The 22,499-nt window shown below is 44.5% G+C and carries 23 protein-coding genes, 1 tRNA gene, 1 other RNA gene and 1 riboswitch; of the genes, 20 read left to right on the top strand and 5 right to left on the bottom strand.

The genetic code is table 11. The annotated features are described in order from the left end of the window. The first annotated feature begins 47 nt into the window (after nucleotides 1-47). Genes O3621_RS07830 through O3621_RS07820 form a run of 3 tightly spaced genes read left to right on the top strand, consistent with a single transcriptional unit; the run spans nucleotide 48 to nucleotide 1,710 of the window. Nucleotides 48-176, top strand: coding sequence for a DUF4044 domain-containing protein (locus O3621_RS07830; protein WP_002895969.1), 129 nt, complete (start codon nucleotides 48-50; stop codon nucleotides 174-176). Between the two features lie 50 nt (nucleotides 177-226). After that, nucleotides 227-1,537, top strand: coding sequence for a GTPase ObgE (gene obgE / locus O3621_RS07825; protein ID WP_314449738.1), 1,311 nt, complete (start codon nucleotides 227-229; stop codon nucleotides 1,535-1,537). 11 nt (nucleotides 1,538-1,548) lie between these two features. Then, nucleotides 1,549-1,710, top strand: a complete 162-nt coding sequence (locus O3621_RS07820; RefSeq protein WP_002912108.1) for a hypothetical protein — start codon at nucleotides 1,549-1,551, stop codon at nucleotides 1,708-1,710. Between the two features lie 87 nt (nucleotides 1,711-1,797). Here the strand turns inward: O3621_RS07820 and O3621_RS07815 are convergent, their stop codons facing one another. Next, complete coding sequence (locus O3621_RS07815; protein WP_314449737.1) at nucleotides 1,798-2,349, bottom strand: ECF transporter S component; 552 nt, start codon at nucleotides 2,347-2,349, stop codon at nucleotides 1,798-1,800. 13 nt (nucleotides 2,350-2,362) lie between these two features. Beyond that, entirely contained in the window at nucleotides 2,363-3,334 is a 972-nt protein-coding gene (locus tag O3621_RS07810) for a nucleoside hydrolase (RefSeq protein ID WP_314449736.1), read from the bottom strand. Nucleotides 3,335-3,454: 120 nt separating this feature from the next. Continuing rightward, a riboswitch (PreQ1 riboswitch) is annotated at nucleotides 3,455-3,499 on the bottom strand. Between the two features lie 133 nt (nucleotides 3,500-3,632). On the opposite strand from O3621_RS07810, the gene O3621_RS07805 reads away from it, so the two are divergent. From O3621_RS07805 to whiA, 4 genes are read left to right on the top strand one after another with little or no spacing between them, the layout of a single operon-like run. After that, a complete protein-coding gene (locus O3621_RS07805) occupies nucleotides 3,633-4,013 on the top strand; it encodes a RidA family protein (RefSeq protein WP_002895964.1) in 381 nt (126 codons plus the stop codon). Nucleotides 4,014-4,067: 54 nt separating this feature from the next. Then, nucleotides 4,068-4,958: an RNase adapter RapZ gene (gene rapZ, locus O3621_RS07800; RefSeq protein WP_002900704.1), complete on the top strand. Its 891-nt coding sequence runs from the start codon at nucleotides 4,068-4,070 to the stop codon at nucleotides 4,956-4,958. Then, nucleotides 4,955-5,932: a YvcK family protein gene (locus O3621_RS07795; protein WP_002895961.1), complete on the top strand. Its 978-nt coding sequence runs from the start codon at nucleotides 4,955-4,957 to the stop codon at nucleotides 5,930-5,932. Before rapZ ends, O3621_RS07795 begins: the two co-directional genes overlap by 4 nt. Further along, nucleotides 5,929-6,840, top strand: a complete 912-nt coding sequence (gene whiA / locus O3621_RS07790) for a DNA-binding protein WhiA (RefSeq protein ID WP_125338203.1) — start codon at nucleotides 5,929-5,931, stop codon at nucleotides 6,838-6,840. Before O3621_RS07795 ends, whiA begins: the two co-directional genes overlap by 4 nt. A gap of 33 nt (nucleotides 6,841-6,873) precedes the next feature. Here the strand turns inward: whiA and O3621_RS07785 are convergent, their stop codons facing one another. Both O3621_RS07785 and O3621_RS07780 read right to left on the bottom strand, forming a co-directional pair. Further along, nucleotides 6,874-7,842 carry an NAD(P)/FAD-dependent oxidoreductase gene (locus O3621_RS07785; RefSeq protein ID WP_314449734.1) on the bottom strand — a complete coding sequence of 323 codons (969 nt, stop codon included), beginning with the start codon at nucleotides 7,840-7,842 and terminating at the stop codon, nucleotides 6,874-6,876. 111 nt (nucleotides 7,843-7,953) lie between these two features. Next, nucleotides 7,954-9,270, bottom strand: coding sequence for an FAD-containing oxidoreductase (locus O3621_RS07780; protein ID WP_371514041.1), 1,317 nt, complete (start codon nucleotides 9,268-9,270; stop codon nucleotides 7,954-7,956). A gap of 189 nt (nucleotides 9,271-9,459) precedes the next feature. On the opposite strand from O3621_RS07780, the gene O3621_RS07775 reads away from it, so the two are divergent. The 6 genes from O3621_RS07775 to rpsU all read left to right on the top strand — a co-directional run bounded on the left by O3621_RS07775 (nucleotide 9,460) and on the right by rpsU (nucleotide 13,921). Beyond that, nucleotides 9,460-9,816 carry a DUF1304 family protein gene (locus tag O3621_RS07775; protein WP_314449732.1) on the top strand — a complete coding sequence of 119 codons (357 nt, stop codon included), beginning with the start codon at nucleotides 9,460-9,462 and terminating at the stop codon, nucleotides 9,814-9,816. 114 nt (nucleotides 9,817-9,930) lie between these two features. Beyond that, nucleotides 9,931-10,308 (top strand): BlaI/MecI/CopY family transcriptional regulator, encoded by a 378-nt coding sequence (locus O3621_RS07770; protein WP_002910143.1) that lies wholly within the window; start codon nucleotides 9,931-9,933, stop codon nucleotides 10,306-10,308. 15 nt (nucleotides 10,309-10,323) lie between these two features. Next, nucleotides 10,324-11,793, top strand: coding sequence for a M56 family metallopeptidase (locus O3621_RS07765; RefSeq protein ID WP_371514040.1), 1,470 nt, complete (start codon nucleotides 10,324-10,326; stop codon nucleotides 11,791-11,793). Nucleotides 11,794-12,170: 377 nt separating this feature from the next. Further along, nucleotides 12,171-12,902, top strand: a complete 732-nt coding sequence (locus O3621_RS07760; protein WP_371514039.1) for a polyphosphate polymerase domain-containing protein — start codon at nucleotides 12,171-12,173, stop codon at nucleotides 12,900-12,902. A gap of 11 nt (nucleotides 12,903-12,913) precedes the next feature. Next, nucleotides 12,914-13,597: a DUF4956 domain-containing protein gene (locus tag O3621_RS07755; protein ID WP_371514038.1), complete on the top strand. Its 684-nt coding sequence runs from the start codon at nucleotides 12,914-12,916 to the stop codon at nucleotides 13,595-13,597. A 147-nt stretch (nucleotides 13,598-13,744) separates the two neighbouring features. Continuing rightward, nucleotides 13,745-13,921 carry a 30S ribosomal protein S21 gene (gene rpsU, locus O3621_RS07750; RefSeq protein ID WP_000048054.1) on the top strand — a complete coding sequence of 59 codons (177 nt, stop codon included), beginning with the start codon at nucleotides 13,745-13,747 and terminating at the stop codon, nucleotides 13,919-13,921. A gap of 113 nt (nucleotides 13,922-14,034) precedes the next feature. Here the strand turns inward: rpsU and mscL are convergent, their stop codons facing one another. Further along, entirely contained in the window at nucleotides 14,035-14,418 is a 384-nt protein-coding gene (mscL, locus tag O3621_RS07745) for a large conductance mechanosensitive channel protein MscL (protein ID WP_371514037.1), read from the bottom strand. Between the two features lie 154 nt (nucleotides 14,419-14,572). On the opposite strand from mscL, the gene dnaG reads away from it, so the two are divergent. The 7 genes from dnaG to O3621_RS07710 form a co-directional block, all read left to right on the top strand. After that, nucleotides 14,573-16,357 (top strand): DNA primase, encoded by a 1,785-nt coding sequence (gene dnaG, locus O3621_RS07740; RefSeq protein ID WP_371514036.1) that lies wholly within the window; start codon nucleotides 14,573-14,575, stop codon nucleotides 16,355-16,357. Nucleotides 16,358-16,359: 2 nt separating this feature from the next. Continuing rightward, complete coding sequence (gene rpoD / locus O3621_RS07735; RefSeq protein WP_002897871.1) at nucleotides 16,360-17,472, top strand: RNA polymerase sigma factor RpoD; 1,113 nt, start codon at nucleotides 16,360-16,362, stop codon at nucleotides 17,470-17,472. A 126-nt stretch (nucleotides 17,473-17,598) separates the two neighbouring features. Next, nucleotides 17,599-17,937: a metal-sulfur cluster assembly factor gene (locus tag O3621_RS07730; RefSeq protein WP_002897870.1), complete on the top strand. Its 339-nt coding sequence runs from the start codon at nucleotides 17,599-17,601 to the stop codon at nucleotides 17,935-17,937. Between the two features lie 81 nt (nucleotides 17,938-18,018). Continuing rightward, nucleotides 18,019-18,367: a transfer-messenger RNA gene (ssrA, locus tag O3621_RS07725) on the top strand. A 166-nt stretch (nucleotides 18,368-18,533) separates the two neighbouring features. After that, the gene (locus O3621_RS07720) at nucleotides 18,534-19,373 is read left to right on the top strand and encodes a DUF695 domain-containing protein (protein WP_125352060.1); all 840 of its coding nucleotides are present in this window, start codon (nucleotides 18,534-18,536) and stop codon (nucleotides 19,371-19,373) included. A gap of 38 nt (nucleotides 19,374-19,411) precedes the next feature. Further along, nucleotides 19,412-19,499 (top strand) — tRNA-Ser (locus O3621_RS07715). A gap of 208 nt (nucleotides 19,500-19,707) precedes the next feature. Continuing rightward, the coding region (locus O3621_RS07710) for an accessory Sec-dependent serine-rich glycoprotein adhesin (RefSeq protein ID WP_371514035.1) at nucleotides 19,708-22,499 on the top strand (2,792 nt) is incomplete at its 3' end.

Genomic DNA, 22,499 nt, shown 5'->3' with positions numbered 1-22,499 from the left:
TCATGTTAGAATAGACCTAGTAATTTTTAAAGGATAGAGGTGTTATCGTGGCTTTTGGAGATAACGGACAACGCAAAAAAACAGGATTTGAAAAATTGACGATGCTGGTCGTGATTATCATGCTCATCGTGACAGTTGGAGCTATCTTTGCTTCCGCTCTCAGTGCAATCTTTTAATCCAAACGCTTCAGGGCGTTTTTTTAGACTAGAAAAAGAGAATAGAAAAAATGAGTATGTTTTTAGATATAGCCAAGATTCAAGTTAAGGCTGGCAATGGTGGCGATGGCATGGTGGCCTTTCGCCGTGAAAAATATGTTCCTAACGGCGGTCCTTGGGGCGGTGATGGCGGTCGTGGCGGCAATGTTGTTTTTGTCGTAGACGAGGGTCTTCGTACCCTGATGGATTTTCGCTACAATCGCCATTTCAAGGCTCAGTCTGGTGAAAAGGGCATGACTAAGGGCATGCATGGCCGTGGTGCTGAGGACTTGATTGTTCGAGTGCCGCAGGGGACGACAGTTCGTGATGCAGAGACTGGCAAGGTGCTGACGGACCTGATAGAAAATGGTCAAGAATTTATCGTAGCGCGTGGTGGCCGAGGCGGTCGTGGAAATATCCGCTTTGCGACGCCTAAAAATCCTGCTCCGGAGATTTCTGAGAACGGAGAACCAGGTCAAGAGCGAGAGCTTCTGCTGGAGCTCAAAGTCTTAGCGGACGTTGGTCTGGTCGGATTCCCATCTGTCGGGAAATCCACTTTGCTCAGTGTTATCACAGCAGCTAAGCCTAAGATTGGTGCCTATCATTTTACGACCATCGTGCCTAATCTAGGCATGGTTCGCACTCACTCTGGAGAGTCCTTTGCAGTAGCAGATCTGCCAGGTTTGATCGAAGGGGCCAGCCAAGGTGTAGGACTGGGAACCCAGTTTCTCCGTCATATTGAGCGGACACGGGTTATCCTGCATGTTATCGATATGTCAGCTAGTGAGGGGCGTGACCCTTATGAGGACTATCTAGCGATCAATAAAGAGTTGGAATCCTACAATCTTCGTCTCATGGAGCGCCCGCAGATTATTGTCGCTAACAAGATGGATATGCCAGATAGTGCTGAAAATCTCAAGGTATTCAAAGAGAAATTAGCGGCTAATTATGACGAATTTGCGGAACTACCGCAAATCTTCCCGATTTCTAGCTTGACCAAGCAGGGACTTGCGATCCTCTTGGATGCGACCGCAGAATTACTGGATAAGACGCCAGAGTTCTTGCTTTACGATGAGTCTGAAATGGAAGAAGAAGCTTACTATGGCTTTGACGAAGAAGCACCAGCCTTTGAAATCTCTCGTGATGATGATGCGACTTGGGTGCTGTCGGGTGACAAGCTTGAGAAACTCTTTAATATGACCAACTTTGACCGTGATGAGGCAGTTATGAAATTTGCCCGTCAGCTACGTGGTATGGGCGTTGATGAAGCACTTCGTGCTCGCGGAGCCAAGGATGGCGATCTGGTTCGCATCGGCAAGTTTGAGTTTGAATTCGTTGACTAAGGAGGCTTGCAATGGGTGATAAACCAATATCCTTCCGAGATGAAAATGGAAATTTTGTCTCTGCAGCCGACGTTTGGAATGCAGAAAAGCTAGAAGAGCTCTTTAACAAACTGAATCCCAAGCGTAAGCTGCGTCTGGAAAGAGAAGCATTAGCGAAAGAGGAAGAGGAATAAGATAAAAAGCAGCTGAGTAGGAAATAATTCTACTCAGCTGCTTTTTTTGCGCCAAAGATGTATTCGTTAAGGTAATTAACCTTTGTTTTAAGCAAAGATTTTAGGACTGACTGCTTTTATTCGAGGGAGAGCAGCTAGGCAGACACATAGAACGATAAGCTTGTCTGCATAATCAGTCAGTATTTGGACGAGGACGATACTAAGGACGGGGTTGACTCCCATTCCCCGCAGGGCTTGGACGATGAGACTGGATCCGCTGGATGTTATGCCTCCGAAAAGCATGACAGTGATTGCAGAGGCTACTAGGGTACCCGGAAGGGCTACCAAAAGGGTTTTCCAGAGAAGACTGAACTTTAAGCTTCCTTTTTCTTTAAAAAACCAAGCTGCTGAAAGAGCAATGATGATAGCGACTGGCGAGTAGTAGAGAGAAAAGATATCGGTTGTCATCCAGCCGATGAGGGCGCTGAGAAAGGCAACGCCAGCTCCAGCTAGAGGCCCTAAAGTCAAGCTAGCCAGAATCGTTCCAAAGGTATCTAGATAGATAGGCAATTTCAGAAATAGTGCAATATTAGCTCCCACGTAGTTAAGAGTGATACAGATAGACAAGAAGCTTAGGATAAGGGGTGTTGATTTTTTCATGATAAAATTTTCCTCATAAAAGTGATGATAGGTCTCGAGCAATCGTTTCCTTAGGCTGATTCAGGAGGATAGCTAAGAATTCTTGGAAGAAGAGTGAGGGACTGACTTGAGTTGCAATATAGGCATTGGCTGGTTGATGATAGAAGTCATAAGCATCAACCACGGTCTGTCCAAGAGCAATGCCTTCGGTCACGACTTCGACATAGGAGACAAAGCCCGTACAAAGGTCTTCATGCAGAAAATGAGCAATAGCCAGCGGATCATTGATAACACAGCCGATGATATGCTCGTATTCCCAGTGGAAGTCCCAGTAGAAACGTGTGATACGGCCGACAAATTCAGCTACTTCTGGCTGCAGGAAACGCATGTACTCTAATAGATTGGGAGTCAAGACAATGGAGCGTGTGACATCCAGTCCCACCATCTCAATTTTTCGGCCTAACTTTTGATAGACAAATTGAGCGGCGTGTGGGTCACACCAGTAGTTATACTCGGCTACAGGTGAGCAGTTGCCATGAGATTTGTAGCTGCCGCCCATGCTGACAAAGCGTTTGATATGTTTTCCAATTTGGGGATGTTGCTTTATTGCCATTGCTAGATTAGTCAATGGTCCCAAGGCTATTAGGGAAGTGTCCTGAGTCTTCTGGAAATAGGTAGCCAAAAATTCAGAGGCTTTCTGAGGCTGGGGCTGACAATTGCTTGTTCGATTGATTCTGCTCTCGCCTAAACCATCCATACCGTGGGTATCTTGAGCTGAAACGAAATCGCGGACTAGGGGCTTGTCTGCCCCTGCATAGACTGGGATATCTAACCGATTCAGTCTTTCTAATATTTTAAAGGCATTTTCAACACCAAGGTCTACTGGGACATTTCCAGCGACGATGGTCAGTGCTACTACTTCTAGATTGGGATGTTGAATGGCATAGATTAGGGCTAGACTATCATCTATACCAGGGTCGCAGTCGATAATGACTTTTCTTTTCATGAGTTCTCCTTTGCCTATATAAAAATGAGGTTGAGACAATCGGTCCCAACCTCTTAACTGTCTGATTAATCGAGGAGACAGCAAAAAAACTATGCGCAAGACATTTTATATACAATATAAAGGCACTTAGTTTTTTATTCTGGGAAGTTTTCGAACCAGTCCAAAACCGAGGTTTTGATTTCTCTGTTTTTTCTATCATAAATAAAAATAAGGAAAAAGTCAATGGGAGTAAGCCTAACATGGCCACCCCCATCTTTTTATGGTATAATGAAAAAAATAAGTAGGAGAAGTGATAATTATGGCAAAAACGATTCATACAGATAAAGCACCAGCAGCGATTGGACCTTATGTTCAAGGAAAAATTGTAGGCAATCTTTTGTTTGCGAGTGGGCAGATTCCTCTGTCTCCTGAAACTGGAGAAATCATTGGGACAACTATTGAAGAGCAGACTCAGCAGGTGCTGAAAAATGTTTCAGCCATTTTGGAAGCCGCTGGAACAGACTTTGACCATGTGGTCAAGGCTACTTGCTTCTTGAGTGATATCAATGATTTTGTGGCCTTTAATGAAGTTTACAAAACAGCCTTTACAGAAGCATTTCCAGCTCGCTCGGCAGTAGAAGTGGCTCGCCTACCTAAGGATGTGAAGATTGAGATTGAGGTTATTGCCGAGATTCTCTAAAAAAGAGCAGGGAAAAGAGCTTTTTGACGAATTCTATCTGATGAAAGGATTATTATGTCTGAGAAGAAAATTCAGCTTGTCATTGTGACTGGAATGAGCGGGGCGGGGAAAACCGTAGCCATCCAGTCCTTTGAAGACTTAGGTTATTTTACCATTGACAATATGCCGCCAACTCTGGTGCCAAAGTTCTTGCAGTTGGTCGAAGGGACCACGGACAATGATAAATTGGCTCTGGTTGTCGATATGCGGAGCCGTTCCTTCTTTTTGCAAATCCAGAACGTTTTGGATGATTTAGAGCAAAACGAGAACATTGATTTTAAGATTCTTTTCCTAGATGCGGCGGATAAGGAGTTAGTGGCTCGTTACAAGGAAACGCGTCGTAGCCATCCGCTGGCAGCTGATGGCCGGATTTTAGATGGGATTAAGCTGGAGCGTGAGCTCTTGGCCCCTCTGAAAAATCTCAGTCAAAATGTTGTGGACACAACTGATTTGACACCACGGGAGCTCAGAAAGACCATCTCTGAGCAATTTTCAAATCAGGACGAGATGCACAGTTTCCGCATTGAGGTCATGAGTTTTGGTTTCAAATATGGTCTGCCTTTGGATGCAGACTTGGTCTTTGATGTGCGCTTTCTGCCTAATCCCTACTATAAACCTGAGCTGCGTAATCAGACAGGCTTGGACAAGGATGTCTTTGACTATGTCATGAACCATGCAGAGTCAGAAGAATTTTACCAGCATCTGCTGGGCTTGATTGAGCCAATCTTGCCGGGCTATCAAAAGGAAGGCAAGTCTATCCTGACTATTGCTGTGGGCTGTACGGGCGGTCAGCACCGCAGTGTAGCCTTTGCTCAGCGCTTAGCGGATGATTTGGCTAAAAATTGGCCGGTCAATGCTAGTCACCGCGACAAAAACCGTCGGAAAGAAACGGTGAATCGCTCATGAGAAAGCCACGAATTACAGTCATCGGCGGTGGAACAGGAATTTCAGTTATTTTAGACAGCCTGCGTAAAAAGGACGTAGAGATTACAGCCATTGTCACAGTAGCAGATGATGGAGGCAGTTCTGGTGAGCTGAGGAAAAACATCCAGCAGCTGACACCGCCGGGTGATTTGCGAAATGTCTTAGTAGCCATGTCCGACATGCCAAAGTTCTATGAGAAGGTCTTCCAGTATCGCTTTGCGGAAGGAGATGGTGTTCTAGCGGGGCATCCCTTGGGCAATCTGATTATTGCCGGTATTTCTGAAATGCAGGGCTCAACCTATAATGCCATGCAGCTTTTGACCAAGTTCTTCCATACGACAGGAAAAATTTACCCTTCTAGCGACACCCCCCTAACTCTGCATGCTGTGTTTGCAGATGGGACGGAAGTTGTCGGTGAAAGCAATCTGACCAGTAAGAGTGGGATGATTGAGCGGGTCTATGTGACCAATACCTATGATGACAAGAAGCCTGCTGCCAGTAAAAAGGTGGTTGAAAGTATCCTTGAGAGCGATATGGTGGTTCTGGGACCAGGTTCGCTATTTACCTCTATCTTGCCTAATCTCGTTATCGAGGAAATCGGCCAGGCTCTTCTAGACACCAAGGCAGAAGTGGCCTATGTCTGCAATATCATGACCCAGCGTGGCGAAACAGAGCATTTTTCGGACAGCGACCACGTCCAAGTCCTGCACCGTCATTTAGGCAGGAAGTTTGTAGATACAGTCTTGGTCAATATCGAACCTGTCCCTCATGAGTACATGGACAGTAACCAGTTTGACGAATATCTGGTACAGGTGGAGCATGATTTTCAAGGGTTGCAAGAGCAGGTTCCGCGCGTTATTTCTTCGAATTTTCTGCGTTTGGAAAATGGCGGAGCTTTCCATGATGGTGAGTTGGTTGTTGACGAATTGATGCAGATTATACAGGTACGCAAATGAGCTTTACAGTAAAAGTAAAAGAAGAACTGTTGAGTCTGGCAAACAGAGATAAAAATGAGCTGTCAGCCATGATCAAGATGTCTGGCAGTCTGGGCTTGGCCAGCAGTGGTTTGACCCTGTCTGTCACAACAGAAAATGCCAAGATTGCCCGCCATCTCTATGAGTTGCTATCGGACCTCTATCAGGTCAAGTCAGAAATCCGCCACCATCAGAAGACCAACTTGCGCAAGAATCGCGTTTATACAGTATTTCTGGATCAGAAAGTGGAAGAAATCCTTTCTGACCTGCACTTGGCTGACTCCTTTTTTGGTATCGAGGCTGGGATTGACCAGGCCATTTTGTCAGATGACGAAGCCAGTCGAGCCTATCTACGAGGAGCCTTTCTCTCAAATGGTAGCATGCGGGAGCCAGACTCAGGTAAGTACCAGCTGGAAATTCTGTCCGTTTATCTGGATCATGCTGAGGATTTGGCTGCCTTGATGCGCCGTTTTCTGCTGGATGCCAAGACCATTGAGCGCAAGAAGGGGGCTGTCACTTATCTGCAGCGGGCTGAAGATATCATGGATTTTCTCATTGTCATCGGGGCTATGGAAGCCATGGCTGAGTTTGAGTCTCTTAAGCTCATGCGGGAAGCGCGCAACGACCTCAACCGTGCCAATAATGCGGAGACAGCGAACATCGCCCGTACGGTCACAGCCAGTATGAAAACCATCAACAATATTGCCAAAATCAGCGATAATATCGGCATTGAGAGTTTACCTGTAGACCTGCAGGAGGTAGCTCAACTTCGTATTCAGCATCCGGACTACTCCATCCAGCAGCTAGCTGATAGTCTGAGCCGACCTCTGACTAAGAGCGGTGTCAATCATCGCTTGAGGAAAATCAATAAAATCGCAGATGAATTATAAAAGCTGCTGAGCTTGAGCTCGGCAGCTGTTTTTTTATAGGCTTGTAGAATGTTTGGGTTGGACTTTTTGCTCAGGATAGATATGGTTAATGGCATTGTTGACAGCAGTAGGTGCCTCACCCAGCCCAGTCGCAATCAAATCAATCTTACCCTCGTAGCTGCAGCAGTCTCCGGCTGCATAGATACCTGGCACAGAAGTTTCTTGCTTGCTATTGACCAAAATCTTGTGACGGTTGAGCTCCAAGCCCCAATCTTTGAGATTGCCGACAGAGGATTTAAAACCGTAGTTGACAAAGAGGTGATCCAGAGGCAGAAGCTGACTTTCCTCCCCCTTGACTTGGCTGATTTCCAAGTGGGTAATCTTGCCATTTTCGCCGACCAATCGACTGGGTACAAATGGTGTCTTAATCTCAACGCTAGAAGCCTTGAGTTCTTCCACGCTATGCTCTAAAGCCCGGAAGTTGTCCCGACGATGAACCAGACTAGTTTCTGAGATTTTTTCAAAAGCTAGTGCCCAGTCAACAGCTGAGTCGCCACCGCCCAGAACAACGACCTTTTTGCCAGCGTACTGGCTGATGTTTGAAACGTGATAGTGAAGGTTGCTGTAGCTTTCAGCATCGTCTAACTCCAAAGCCCTCGGTTTGAAGGCGCCGCCTCCCATGGCGATGATAATGGTTTTGGTCTGATGCTGGGCTTGAGAAGTCGTGATGGTGAGGCCATCATCAGATTTAGTGATATCCAGAACCGTTTCATTGAGGCAAATCTCAGTCTGGAAAGTTTCCAGCTGCTCAATCAGACGTTGTGTCAGCTCTTCGCCACTTAGATTGGTAAAGCCCGGCACATCCAGAATCTTCTTCTCTGGATAGAGAATAGCCGGCTGACCACCTAGCTGAGGCAGGGAATCAATGATTTTAACCTTGGCTTGGCGCAAATGAGCGTAAAAAGCTGCGAATAGGCCAACTGGACCGCCGCCAACAATCGTAATATCATACAGTTCAGACATAATCTTCCTCAATCTTTTTAAAATAAACTAGCATTATTGTACCACAAAAAGGGGTTGAAATGTAAGCAAATGTTTTGAAACCATCTTAAAAGCCCCTGATGGGGCTTAAAATTAGATAGCAAATAAATCATTGAGGTTTTCAGCCAGCGTCGGGTGGGTGAAGATTTGCTTGCTCAAGTAGGTGTAAGGAATCTTATTATCCATGGCTACAGTCAGGATATTGATAATTTCCTGTGCCCCTGCTGAGAAGATAGTCGCTCCGACGATTTCCTTGGTCTCTGTATTGACAACAGCCTTGAAGGCACCGCGTAAGTCAGCATTGACATGTCCACGAGGCATTGCTGCGACTGGAATCTCCTTAACTGCAATCGGCAGTCCTTGATCTTGGGCTTCCTTTTCAGTCAATCCGATTTGAGCCAATGGCGGTGTGATGAACATGCTGGTAGGGACGTTTTTACGGTCTTCCAATGTGTAGCTGCCGTCGCCAGCCAGATAGCTATAAAGGATACGGAAGTCATCCAGTGAGATATAAGTAAACTGCAGACCGCCATTGACATCGCCCACTGCAAAAACGCCGGGTACAGATGTTTCCAAGTGTTTGTTGACCTTGATTGCTCCGCGCTCTGTCAGCTCGATATCTGTATTTTCCAACTGCAGGGGCTCAACATTTGGCTTACGGCCAGTAGCATAGAGCAAGGCATCAAAGCGGAATTCTCCATCCTCTGTTACAACGACAACTTCAGCACCATCATTTTTAATCTGCTTGGTTTGCACATTTTGCAGGAGCTGGATTCCGTCTTCTTCCATGTATTGCTTAGCTAGAGCAGCGATAGAAGGTTCTACTCGAGGGAGAAATACAGGAGCAGCATCCAGTACAGTCACCTGACTGCCCAATTTATTGTAGAGTCCAGCAAATTCTAAGCCGATGTTACCGCCACCCAGAACTCCCAAGCGTTTAGGAAGTTCCTTCAGATTTTGGATGCCAGTTGAGTCATAGACATGTTCGGTTTCAGTCAGTCCTGGAATCGGCAGGACATTGGAAACAGCACCGGTATTGATGACAATAGTCTCAGCAGTCAGTTCCTCTTTTTCATCGCCAACTGTGATTTCGATGACCTTATTTGAAAGAAAATGAGCTTCCGCATCAATGATGTCGACACCAGCGCCACTGATTGCTGCGTAGTTCTTCCCGTTGAGACGGCTGGTAACAGCATTCTTTTCAGCCATGACTTGGTCGAAAGCCAGGCCTTTTTCAGCTGCGACAAGCAGGGTCTTGGTTGGGATGCAGGCGATATTGATACAGGTTCCCCCGTACATAGCTTTGCTTCGCTCAATCAAAGCAACTTTTTTTCCTTGAGCCGCCATTTTGGCTGCCAATGTTTTACCGGCTTTCCCAAAGCCGATGACAATTAAATCATAGGTTAACATAATTTACCTCCATTTTTCAAAAAAGATTGTATCACATCTAGTCAGAAATTGCTGATTTCTGCTACGCTTTTTTTCTTCAGTATTTTTAGTATTTATTTTTATACATAATGTCCATTTTTGAGCAAGATTTTCGCAGTTCCAGTCATTCTGTGTTATACTGATTTTCGTTATTTATTTTAGGAGAGTAAAATGCCTATTATTACACTGATTTTGGCAAGTTTGGTTGCCTTGGAATTTTTCTACATCCTGTACTTGGAGACCATTGCGACGACTTCTGCAGCAACAGCTCGGGTTTTCGGTATGTTACAAGAGGAGTTGGAGCAGCAGTCGGTCAATACACTTTTCAAAAATCAAGGAGTTTACAACGGATTGATAGCTGTTTTGGTCTTGATTGCGGCCTTTGTACAGCCTAGTCCGGTTTGGCTGGGAATTTTTATGGTTTATATCATCTTGGTGGCAGCATACGGTGCAGTGACCAGTGACCCTAAAATCTTGTTCAAGCAGGGAGGGCTGGCTATGCTGACCCTGCTTAGTTTATTTTTCTAATAGAGTGAGGAAAATTGATTTCCCACTCTTTTTTTATATAATGATTGACTTTTTTATTAGACAAGTGTAGAATAAAATTAGAAATAGCATTAATTTAGAAAGCGCGTGGGAACGATGAAAAGATCTATTAAACGTTTGCCAGACGGGGAATTTACTATTTTAAAGGTAATTTGGCAGCTGCCTACCCCGACGACCTCTGCCCGTATCATGGAAAAGCTGGGACCAGACAATCACTGGAAGCCTCAGACTTTGCTGACAGTTTTGGCTCGCTTAACGGAGAAGGGCTTTTTAGACAGTGTCCGCAAGGGACGTGAAAGGCAGTATACAGCCTTGATCTCAGAAGATGAGTATCTGGAAGTTGAGGCTTCGGATTTCTTGAAGCGTCACAGTGGCCGTTCTATGGGCGGGTTTGTCAAAACACTCTTTTCTTCTAACTCCTTTTCGGAAAATGAATTGGATGAGCTGCGCAGTTTGCTCAACCAAGGAAAGTAGGATGGAGGGATAAGCATGAAACAGTTCCTTCTTTCTTTTCTTCTGACCAGTCTTTCGACATCCATTTTGGTGCTTTTGCTTAGTCTGCTTTTTACGGCCTTTAAGACTAAGATTTCGGTCAGAGTGAAGTATTTTATTTGGTTTCTGATATTGCTGAGTTTTCTGTTTCCGTTCCGTCCTCAGTTCGGCTCAGGTCTGATTCGGCTGAATACAGGATCGGTAGTTCAGACAGCAGTGACTGCTACCCAGACAAGTGGAGCTCAGAGTACTTCTCCAGCAGTTGAAAAAGCTGCCCAGCCAAATCTGTGGGAGGCTTTTCTCGGTCTGCCTTGGTTTGAGATTCTCTTTGCCGTCTGGCTGATTGGCTTTGTCTTTAGTATAGGAAGATACGCTTATTCTTATATTCGCTTCAGAAAGATGCTGAAGCGCTGGGGCACGGAGTTTCAGGACGAAGAAGCGATGGCTCAGCTGCGGGATGTTCAGCAGGAGATGGGAGTTAAGGGCCAGATTCGTCTGCTCCACTATCCTATGTCCCAAAGTCCTATGCTGCTTGGCTTTAGAGATATTTTGATCGTGCTGCCAGAGTTGGACTATACAGAGGAAGAGCTGCAGCTGATTTTCAAGCATGAGCTGACCCACTACAAACACCGTGATGTTTTAATCAATCTCTTAGGGATTTTTGCCAAGAGTCTGCACTGGTTTAATCCGGTTGTCCGCTTTGCCTGCCGTGAAACCCAGGAAGCAGGAGAAATGTACTGTGACTACGATGTTCTGAGCTGTAGAGATACAGAGTATCGGACTTTCTACGGTGAAACGATTTTGACCATGATAGATCGCAGTAAGAAGACCCCAATTGCCCTGACGACTTGCTTTTACTCTGACAAGTTTAATCTCAAGCGGCGGATTGTCGGCATTATGGATAACCGCCTGCCTAAGAGGTTTCTGTCTGCTGCCTTTGTAGTAGCAGTTCCTCTCCTTTTGCTCTTGACTAGCTCGGTCTTTGCCTTAGAAAGCCCAGCTGCTCAACAAAGCCGACCTGTGGCGGGTCAAAAACAGCCTCAAGGACTCAGTCAGCGTCAGGCACTAGCATCCGTCTTAAAAGAGCTGTCTCTTTCTGAAAAGGATATTAAGGACCTCCAGATTTCGCGTGAGAAAGACACTTATAAGATTCGCTTCTCTCACGGGCAAACGGCTCATGAAACCATTGTCAATGCTAAGGATGGAAAACTGGTCAAATCCAAGCAACATACCATTGTCGAAAAGACAGTAACGGTTGAAAAAGAAGTCAGTCCATCCTCGTCTGCTGCATCAACTCCAGCTGACAACAGCGCTACTGCAGGCGCAGGGAATACGGGAGCAGCGGGCTCGACCGGAGCAAATACTGGAGCTAGTACAGCGACAGTTCAAACTCCGTCTCAGAACAGTTCCTCTCATACGACAGACACTGATGATCCAGATGATGATGATGACCATGATGACGATTAAATAGAGGATTCTGCCAGTTTAAGTTTCTTAAAAGCTTAGATTGGTAGAATTTTATTATCTTCTCAAAGGGGGATTTGGCAATCCTCCAAGAGCAGTTAGTCATCAGTTTATCTTTTATTTTAGGTCGATTTTGCTTACAGTTTGCACTTCATTTCCTAATGCTAAAAAAACTGAAAGATTATTTATCTTTTTTCTTGACATTTATAAACGACAAGTGTAGAATATACTTATAAACTACATTTGTAGAATGATTTCAAAAAATACTGCTTGGAAAGGAGAAGAAAGCAAAGCTTATCCAGACGCTTGTAGTTGCAGAGCGGAAGCTCTATTTCTTTTAAAAGCAAAAACTACATTTGTAGAATTAAAGGAGAATCCAAATGAAACAAAAGCAAATCCAAACAAACTTCCAACGAATCGAAACGAAGTATATTCTTGACCGAGCAATGCTAGCTCGTCTTGAGGCTGACATGAGACCTTACCTCACCGCAGATGATTATGCGACTTCAACCATTTCCAATGTGTATTTTGATAATGATGAGTTCCAGATGATTCAGGATTCCATTGCCAGAAAAGGTGGTCGCGAAAAGATGCGGATGCGCACTTATGCTGAGCAGCCAAATGATGATAGTCAAGTTTTCTTGGAAATCAAGAAGAAACGCGATGAAGTAGGCTTCAAATATCGTTTAGTTTCCAATCCTCTCTCTGTGACCAACTATATTGTGAATGGTGTGGCAGACCATACTATTTCTGATGACCGGGTCAAGGCAGAAGTAGAACAGTTACAGGAGCGCTATCTAGACTTGAAGCCAAAAATGGTGATTAGCTATGACCGCTACTCTATGAGAGGCTTGGAAGATAAAAAGGTACGTGTGACAGTTGATTCCAACATCCGCTACCGAGATTATGATGTAGACTTGGCTTTAGACCGCTATGGACTGCCCTTGCTGGATGACGACAAGGTGATTATGGAAATCAAGGTTCCTGGTCAGTATCCTCAGTGGCTGGCTGATATTCTCAATAAATATGGACTAGAAGACCAGTCCTTCTCAAAATACGGCAAAGCCTACCTGCAAACTAAAGAAAGGCTGACTCAAACAGTCAAGGCCTAAGGGGGTAGTCTATGCTCAATCAGTTATTTAACAGTATCTACTCCTCCACGGAGGTCAAGATTAATCCTTTGGCATTGATTTTTTCACTAGCTACCAGTGTGGTTTTAGGAATTATCTTGGCCAAGGTCTATAAGCGCCAAACCATTTATACCAAGGAATTTGTCGTCACCCTCTCCCTTTTGCCAGCCATCATTTCTATTATCATCTTCTTAGTTAATGGAAATCTGGGTACCAGTGTCGCCGTAGCAGGGACTTTCAGCTTGATTCGTTTCCGGTCGGCCGCAGGTGGCTCCAAGGAGCTTTTAGCCATCTTTATGGCGACGGCTATCGGGATTACAACAGGGATGGGATTTGTAGCATTGGGAATTGTCTTTACTCTAGCTATCTCAGGCATCTGGATGCTCTTTGAAAAGATGAGCTTTACTTCAGTCAGTCAGACCAGACGTTATGTTCAGGTTCAGGTTCCAGCTGACTTTGACTACGAAGTACTCTTTGATGCTATCTTTGAAACGACTTGTAAATCGGCTGAATTGACCTCTCTCAAGTCGGCTGAAAAGAAGTCTATCAAGCTGGACTATGTTGTTGACTTGAATCCTGACATGAGCGACAGGGAGCTCATTCAGCAGTTCCTGTTCTATGATAAGGTACAGGATATTTCCCTTTCCAAAGCCGCTAAGAAGCGTAAAACTCTCTAAGTAAAAGAAGACCAGCTGCAGCAGAGCAGTTGGTTTTCTTGTTTGTATAATAAAAAGAAGCTACATCATACTTACAGAAAATACTTGACACTCTTTTCTATATGTGGTATGATTATATAGATTTTGGACTTGAAGGGAGTGAAAAAAATGTCAAAAACAGTAGTACGCAAGAATGAATCACTTGATGATGCACTTCGTCGTTTCAAACGTGCGGTTACTAAAGCTGGTACTCTTCAAGAAACACGCAAACGTGAATTCTATGAAAAACCTTCTGTAAAACGCAAACGCAAATCAGAAGCAGCTCGTAAACGTAAAAAATTCTAATTGAACAAAAAAGCAGACTCCGGTCTGTTTTTTGTTTTCACTCTTTGGAGAGAAGAGGATGATTATCTGCAATAAGGAAAGAAAAAACACTGATTTTCATCAGTGAATTCTCTTTATTTTTTCTCAGCCAACAAAGCTTTGATTTCTTGCAGGACTTCCAATTCAGTTGGTCCAGCTGGCGCTTCTTCAGCTTCTTCCTTCTTCTTAGCAAGGCTTTGTGCTTTTTCAGCAGACTTAACGATGAAGAAGAGAACAGTACCGATTACAAGGAAGTTGATGACAGCGCTAAGGAAGCTACCATAAGCAACACCTTTCCAAGATAATTCAGCAATCTTATCTACACCAGCAGCACTCAAGGCTGGGTTCAAAATAAGTGGTGTGATAATGTCATTTACCAATGAAGTAACAATTGCACCGAAAGCAGCACCGATAATAACGGCAACAGCTAGGTCAACTACGTTGCCACGAAGTAAAAAGTTTTTTAATTCCTTTAACATTCTTTCTTTCCTTTCAAGAATTTATTAATGAGATTATATTATAGCTTATTTATATGACATCTACAAGATATTTGTTTGTCAAATATTTTACATTTGCTTCATTTTAGTATAAAATATAGAATGATATTCTATGATAAATTGGAGGTATTGTCTCTTGATTGATAAAGAAATCATTTCTGAAATTAAAAACAGCGTCAATATCGTCGATGTCATAGGAGAAACGGTGGCCTTGACCAAGGCTGGGCGGAATTTCCTGGGACTCTGTCCCTTTCATGGCGAAAAGACGCCCTCTTTTAACGTTGTAGAGGACAAGCAGTTTTATCACTGTTTTGGCTGCGGCAAGTCGGGCGATGTCTTCAAATTCATTGAGGATTATCGAGGCGTTTCCTTTATGGATGCTGTGCAGATTGTAGCAGATCGGGCAGGGATTCCCTTGGCTGTAGAGACAGCGGGCAATGACCGACTGAGACAAAGCCATCCGCACCAGGCTCTCTACGATATCCATACCGAGGCAGCGAAATTTTATCATGCGGTTCTGATGACGACCAAGATGGGAGAGGAAGCGCGGGCTTATCTCTACCAGCGGGGTCTGACAGATGATGTTCTTAAGCATTTTCAAATCGGCCTGGCTCCAAATGAAGGCAATTATCTTCATAAGAGTATGGCTGGAAAGTTTGATGAGAATACCATCATGAACTCGGGCCTCTTCAATCTGGCGGAGAATAATCTGGTCTATGATGCTTTTCAGAACCGGATTATGTTTCCCCTGACCAATGACAGCGGGCAGGTTGTGGCCTTTTCCGGACGGATTTGGCAAGCGGCGGCTTCAGACGGCCATCAGGCCAAGTACAAAAACAGTCGCAGCACCGCTATTTTCAATAAAAGCTACGAGCTCTATCATCTGGATAAGGCCAAGCCGGTTATCAAGAAGAGCCATGAGGTCTATCTGATGGAAGGTTTCATGGATGTGATTGCGGCTTATCGGGCCGGGATTGAAAATGCGGTTGCCTCGATGGGAACAGCTCTGACGCCTGAGCATGTCCAGCATCTGAGCAAGTATTGCAAGAAGATTATCCTATCCTATGATGGAGATAGGGCAGGGCAGGCAGCGACTGCAAAGGCTTTGGATGAGCTGAAAGATATGACGGTGGAAATTGTTCGGATTCCGGATAATTTGGACCCCGATGAATTTCTCGCTAAAAATTCTGAGGAAGATTTACAGCATTTGCTGAGTAAAACGCGAATAAGTAATGTGGAGTTTCTGCTGCATCATCTGAAACCAGATAATATTGAAAATCTGCAGGCTCAGATTGAGTTTGTAGAGAAGATGGCACCGATTATTGCGAAGACCAAGTCTATCACAGCGCAGAACTCCTATATTTACATGCTGGCTGAGTTGCTGCCGGACTTTGACTATCAGCAGGTGGAGCAGACGGTAAATAACAGTCGGCTGGCTGAGCGATCTAGTCGCAGTCAGGAGGTGCCCACTCAGCAGTCTCAACCAGTCGTTATGCAGTTTTCGCCTTCGAACCGGCTGAATCGTCTCATGAAGGCGGAAAATCATATCTTCCACCGCATGATGCATCATCCTTTGATTTTGAACCAATACCGGCTGAGAGAAGACTTTGCCTTTGACTCGGAAGAATTGCAGGCCTTGTATGAGATTTTACTGGCAAATGGCGAGGTGACACCACAGGATTTGTCCCAGCTGCCGGATCATGTTCAGCAGGCTTGGTACCGCGTTTTAGAAGAAGACTTGCCGGATGAGTTTTTAGAAGATGAATTGAAAGAAGTGGAAGAAACCAGAGAGCGGGAGATTTTGCGCAAGCATAATCAGTTTATTAGTAAGAAGATTCGAGAAGCCTCTCACAGCGGAGATACGGATACAGCCCTGTCCGAGCTGGAGCGCTTGATTGAGCAAAAAAGAAGAATGGAGTAGGAATGGCTACAAAACAAAAAGAAGTAACAACATTAGACGTTCAAATTGCAGAATTCATCCGCAACCATAAGCAGACAGGGGTTGCGACAGATGATGAGATTAATGACCAACTGGTCATTCCTTTCACTTTGGACGCTGATGGGATTGAGGATTTGCTGCAGCGCATCCAGGATGCGGGTATCTCAATTACAGATAAAGAAGGAAATCCCAGCGCGCGTGTCTTAAATAACGAAGAGGAAGAAGCAGAACTGACGGATGAAGAGCTCTTGGGCAGCAATTCAGCTAAGGTTAATGACCCAGTCCGCATGTATCTGAAAGAAATCGGGGTTGTGCCCCTTCTCAGCAATGAAGAAGAGCAGGAGCTGGCTATCTTGGTAGAGCAGGGAGACTTGGAAGCCAAGCAGCGTCTGGCTGAGGCCAATCTTCGTCTGGTTGTTTCCATTGCTAAGCGCTATGTCGGCCGTGGTATGCAGTTCCTTGATTTGATTCAAGAAGGAAATATGGGGTTGATGAAGGCCGTTGATAAGTTTGACTACACCAAAGGATTTAAGTTTTCAACTTATGCGACTTGGTGGATTCGTCAAGCCATTACCCGTGCGATTGCTGACCAAGCTCGGACTATTCGGATTCCGGTCCACATGGTGGAAACCATTAACAAACTAGTCCGTGAGCAACGCAATCTCTTGCAGGAATTGGGTCAAGACCCAACACCAGAGCAAATCGCTGAGCGCATGGATATGACGCCTGACAAAGTTCGTGAGATTCTCAAGATTGCTCAAGAGCCAGTGTCGCTGGAGACACCTATCGGTGAGGAAGATGACAGTCATCTGGGAGACTTTATCGAAGATGAAGTGATTGAAAATCCAGTCGACTACACAACACGTGTCGTTCTTCGTGAGCAGCTGGATGAGGTCTTGGATACGCTGACAGACCGCGAGGAAAACGTCTTGCGTCTGCGCTTTGGTCTGGACGATGGGAAAATGCGGACACTGGAAGATGTCGGTAAGGTCTTCAATGTAACCCGCGAGCGGATCCGCCAGATTGAAGCCAAGGCCCTGCGTAAACTTCGCCATCCAAGCCGCAGTAAACCACTCAGAGACTTTATCGAAGATTAAGAAGTGAAGAGTAAGAAGGGGCAGAAATTTTTCAGTAGGAAGCATAAAGTCGGCAATCCTAGCTGAAAACAAAAGCCCCTCGAGCTAACTTGAAATTTCTGCTATATCTAATAAGGAGGATATTGCATGTCAGAACAAAAATACAGCCCTGAAGAAGTTGAAAAGATTAAAACACGTATTCTAGAGAGCTTGGAGCAAGTCATTGACCCAGAATTGGGAATTGATATTGTCAATCTAGGTCTAATCTATGAAATCCGTTTTGACGAGACCAATGGGGAAACGGAAATCGATATGACCCTGACAACCATGGGATGCCCTTTGGCGGATCTTCTGACTGACCAGATCTATGATGCCATGTCAGATGTTCCAGAGGTTACCAAGACGGATGTTAAGTTGGTTTGGTACCCAGCTTGGACGGTGGAAAAGATGAGCCGTTATGCTCGGATTGCTTTGGGGATTCGCTAAGAACAGATAGTAAGTGCTGGCCTGCTGCGTGCAGGCTTTTGCTTTCTTTAGCAGATTCTGTTATAATGTTCTTATTGTCTTGGGGTCGTTACGGATTCGACAGGCATTATGCGGCACATTTTGCAACCCATCTAGCGGATGTAAAACGCCAGTTAAATATAACTGCAAAAAATAACAATTCTTACGCTTTAGCTGCCTAAAAACCAGCCAGCGTGACCCGATTCGGATTGCTTGTGTCTGATGACAGGTCTTATTATGAGCAAGCTACGGCAAAATCTGGTCTAGGGATTTTGCAAGAGATTGATAGACTCGCTTGACTTGGGCTTGAGCTATGTGTCAAAGTTAAGTCAAACCAATACATAGCCTATGGTTGTAGACAAATGTGTTAGCAGGTGTTTGGACGTGGGTTCGACTCCCACCGGCTCCATTATTTTAAAGTCTTTCTAAAACGTTGAGAAATCAGCGTTTTTTGCTTTTACGATGTTCAGGAAATCTTGATTTCTATCTGAAAAAGTAATACAATGATGTTAGTGATGACAAAGGAAATATTTGTATTTCTATTGGGTTGATTTCATAAGTATTAAGGGAAGTTTGATATGAGTTTTTTTAAGAATCTGTTTGGTAAGAAGCAAGAGGAAGAGAAAGTAGAAAAGGTTGAAGAAGCAGTGCTTGATGTGCCTTCTGAAGATCCTTTTCCTAGTGAGTGGGGCTCTTTCTCAACCTATATAGATGACAAGTTGGCTAGTATCCGTCTGAATCTTGCTTTGGCTGATGAGGCACCCTATCCTCTATACGCCTATGCTATGAGGCTCAAGGTAACGCTCCTCCAGTACGATGGGGAGACAGGTTTTCCATCTAGTGATGAGTTTAAAGAGCTGAATGTGATTGAGGACCGGCTTTCTGAGGCTTTAGGGCAGGTCGGTGGCATTCATGTTGGTGTGATTACGACAGATGGAAATATTGAGTTTTACTATTATCTGCAAGACAAGAAAAGCCATCTAGAGCCAATTGCGAACGTGATGCGCGACTTTCCAGATCGCCGCTATGACTCGGCAACCCTAGAAGACGAGGAATGGAATCAGTACTTTGACTTTCTCTATCCTAATGAATACGAGTATCAGACCATTCTTAACCAGAGGGTCTGGTACAAACTGGAGCAGGACGGCGATGATCATAGTCAGGAGCGCGAGATTGACCATTGGGCCTATTTTGCGTCTGAGGAAGATCGAGATGGTTTCCTAAAGGAAGTCGAAGAACTGGGCTATAGCCTCGTATCAGCTGAAAAGATAGAAGATGCTGACAAACCATATCAGCTGCATGTGATTCGTATGGATACGACAGAAATCTTTGATTTGAACCAGAATGTTTGGACTTTAGTCGAATTTGTGAAAAAATTTAACGGAAACTATGGCGGTTGGGGCTGTAATGTGGTATAATGATTAAAGTTTTGAGAAAGCTGGGCTTTCTCTCTTGTGGAAGATTACTCAAGAGGCTTAAGAGGCTGTGTTGGAAACGCAGTAGGCGTGTAAAAGCGTGCGTGGGTTCGAATCCCATGTCTTCCGTCATCATATGCAAGAAACGCTGTTTAGCGTTTTTTCTATTTGTAAAAGGAGATGAAAGCAACCTAATTATTTTAAATATGAATATTTTTGGAAATGCTTGAAAACAATTTCAACAAAAAAATGAGTAAATTATTGTTCACTTTATCAAATAGTGTGGTAAAATGGGATTAATGGATTTTTAAAAAGGATATAAATTAAAGGGAGAATTATGTTTTTTAAACGTCAAAAAGGTAAGTACCACGAAGTAGAGCGTGTGACTCGTTTTAAGCTGATTAAATCGGGCAAGCATTGGCTGCGTGCTGCGACATCACAGTTCGGCCTTTTTAGATCAATGAAAGGGGGAGGCCTTTCATCGATCGAGCTCAAGGTAACGGAAGAACAAGTTACCGATAAGAAGAGTGGCATAGACTTTTTGAGGGGCATTGTCGCCACGGGGGCCGCGCTGGGCGGAGCTGTTGTGACAAGCACAACTGTCCATGCAGAAGAAGGTCAGGCTCTGGAAAAGGTCATTGATAGGACAGACGTTTTAGCGACACGTGGTGAAACAGTTTTAGGAGAAGAAAGCAGTGCTGCTGAGGCAGTAACCGCAACGGCAAGCTCACATACTGAGTCAGAGTCTGTATCAGATACATCCTCAGCCAGTGCCAGTGCTTCTGTCAGTGCTTCTGTCAGTGCATCTATCTCAGCCAGCATCTCAGCTTCAGAGTCAATGTCACAGTCTAGTTCTGCCTCTATCAGTGCCAGCACATCTCAGTCAGTCTCAGATTCCTTAAGTGTATCTGAGTCTCTTTCAGTGTCTTCAAGTGCATCTGATTCAGTGAGTGCAAGCACTAGTGCATCCGTTAGTGCATCAGAGTCAGTCTCAGCCAGTCAGACATCTACTACCTCTACATCAGAGAGTGCTAGATCCGAAAGCAACCAGCAGTCAACAGAAGCTTCTAGCCAGACAGGGCGGAGAAGGGGCCGTCGGGCGGTGACACAGCCCAATTTCAATGAGAGTAACCGTGATAGAGTCAACGGTGATATGATTGACAATATCACTACAAGCTTTGATGATCAGACTCGTCTGCTGACTTGGACTATTACCTTGTCACCTAACAAAGCACAGACTGGCAATATTGGGGCGCTTGTATCTATCGGAGAAGGTCAGGAAACTACAAGCGTTACTTTTAATGGTCGAGAAGCTACTAACGCTGGGACTGTTCAGTCATCTGGAGCTTGGAACCTTTATACGGGCAGTTCAGCAGCATCTACAACTCTGCGAATCGTCACTAGAGTAGCTGATGCTACAACTAATCCGGCTATTGCTCTGAGATTGGCTACAAGCACTCGAACTATTACAACTAATAATTTTCCTCTTGAATATAGGGATGTTGCGAGCAAGACCGCAGGAAGTTGGGATAAGATAGATCTGAATACCAATGTGCCGTTTAGAGATAGGGTGGCTCCGCAAGTCACGACAACTTCCGGAGAATATATTATCTATCGTGGGGAAGAATTTGAGCATTATGCGGAAGTAACTGACAATAGTGGACAAGTTGATAGAATTGGTGTTCGAACTATTGAAGGTAATTATAACAATCCTGGCTGGTTGCAATCTTCAGCAGAAAATCTAGGTCAACCTAATAATGCTACGGCAGCAAATCCTCTCAGAGTTAGATTGTATGGTAGAGTTCCGGAGACTGAAGGTGCTAATGCGATGTATACTCGCTATTTGATTGCATGGGATGCTGCGGGGAATGCCGTTTCAGCAATCAATAACGCTAATCGAAATGGTCAAGAAAGATTTATTATTCGAATTAAGGCACAAACTGAAAAATATACTCCTCAGGCTCCAGCTTTAACCTATGTTCAGAATGCAAATAGTCTAACCCAGACAGACAAAGATGCAGTCATTGCCGCAGTCAAAACTGCTAATCCCAATCTTCCTGCATCATCAACTTACTCGGTTTCAGAAAATGGTACCGTAACAATTACCTATCCGGATGGCTCAACTGATACGATTGCTGCTGCACAGACAATTGATACAGACAGGGTAGCTCCAGTATTTGTTGACGAGGACAGGGATTTTATTTTCTATCGTGGTGAAGAATCTACAGCTGAACTACGTTTTCATGATAATAGTGGGAAAATCTCTAGTATAGATTTCAATGGTGATGCTGGGGCATTTAGAACTTTTAATGCTTTAAGAGCTTTTGGTTTTACATTTGAAACACCAAATTTAAATAATCCTAACAATGCTACAGAGTCAAATCCCCTGATTACTCATATCAGAGGAACAATACCAATCAGTCAGCCTGCTGGAGAAGGTGGATTTTACACTTTGAAAGTCAAGGCGACAGATGCCAGCGGACAGTCAACAACTATAAAAACTTTCAGAATTGTTATTGCTAATCAGACAGATAAATATACTCCAAACAATCCTGGAAGTTTAACTGGGGTTCTGAATCCTCAGCAACTATCAACAACTGAAAAAACGGCTATTGAAGAAAAAGTTAGGGCGGCTAATACAGGGAATCTGCCCAACAATGTCCAATATGTTGTTAACAATGATGGTTCTGTAACGGTTATTTATCCAGATGATACTCCTGCTAGCCGTTCAAGAGATACAATTACAGCTGATAGGACTGTTCAAGATTTACGTCCTAGTTTATCAGCGAGTGCGTCAGTAAGCGCTTCTACGTCTGCGAGCCAATCTACGGCGGCTAGTAAATCGGCTTCCATTAGTGCATCAACTTCAGCACAGAAATCTGTATCCGCAAGTACGTCCGCGTCCACAAGTGCGTCCGTAAGTGCAAGCACGTCCGCATCGACTAGCGCATCTGTTTCTGCAAGTATGTCGGCTTCAACGAGCGCGTCTACAAGTGCAAGCACGTCTGCGTCGACTAGCGCGTCAGTATCTGCAAGTACGTCAGCTTCAACGAGCGCGTCTACAAGTGCAAGCACGTCTGCGTCGACTAGCGCGTCAGTATCTGCAAGTACGTCCTCCTCAACGAGTGC

The sequence above is a fragment of the Streptococcus sp. 20925_1_22 genome (assembly GCF_041431685.1).
In the GTDB taxonomy this organism is placed as follows: domain Bacteria; phylum Bacillota; class Bacilli; order Lactobacillales; family Streptococcaceae; genus Streptococcus.
The sequence above is the reverse complement of the archived record's forward strand: the minus strand, read 5'-3'. Positions and strand labels throughout refer to the sequence as shown.